The organism is Streptococcus infantis, assembly GCF_047465525.1.
GTDB lineage: Bacteria > Bacillota > Bacilli > Lactobacillales > Streptococcaceae > Streptococcus > Streptococcus infantis_R.
This window is the reverse complement of record NZ_JASGZS010000059.1, coordinates 1-790: the sequence shown is the minus strand read 5'-3', so window position 1 is coordinate 790 and position 790 is coordinate 1. Positions and strand designations below refer to the sequence as shown.

The 790-nt window shown below is 43.7% G+C and carries 1 protein-coding gene; it reads right to left on the bottom strand.

The window, feature by feature from the left end:
* Nucleotides 1-790 (bottom strand): mucin-binding protein (locus QM374_RS10710; RefSeq protein ID WP_414311735.1); only part of this gene is annotated, 790 nt, incomplete at both ends.

The window sequence follows — 790 nt, the reverse complement described above, 5'->3', positions numbered from 1 at the left end:
CTGGTTTTGGAACCAAGTTTCCAAGTGGTTTGTAAGTAACAGTTTCTTCAAGGTTTTCTTGAGTAACTGCCTTAGAAGCAACACTTGCTTTATCAGCGTAGTATCCTGTCAATCCTGGTGTTGGAACTTCAGCGTAGGCTGTCTTATCTGATGCCCATGGTGTCGCTGAAAGTTCTTTACCTGTGACTTTATCCAAGGTAAGGGTACGTGTCCATGTCGCGTTTTCAACATGATCTGCTGGGGCTGCTACCTTACCATCTGATACCACATACTTAACAGTAGATGTGACATCTTTCTTCCATTGATCTGTCGCTGGGTACTTAGGACTGTTTGGATCATTTGGATTGATTGGATCTGTTGGGTTATGTGGATCATTTGGTCCTACTGGAGTTTCACCATGTTTCAAGGTTACTGTCCAGGTTTGATCTACTGATGCATCGGTATCGAAGTGAACTCCTGCTGGGAATTCATCGCTTACAAGAACATAGCCACGATCTTCATAATACTTGATCTTGTCCGCAGTTGAGTAATTGATTGCCTCACCTGATTTACCACCGACTTGATCATTGGCAAGGGTTTGACCTGTTGTTTGGTCAACGTACTTGATGACAGCTTTTTGTTCTGCTTTACGGTAAACAACTGGGGTATCAGCTCCTGGGTTAGATGGTGTTACATTTGGAATGTCTGTCACATAACCTGGGATGACTGGTGTTGGTGTTACACCACCCTTAGTTGGATCGTTTGGATCATTCGTATATTGTGGAGTTGGAGCATTTGGAATTGGGTTGCC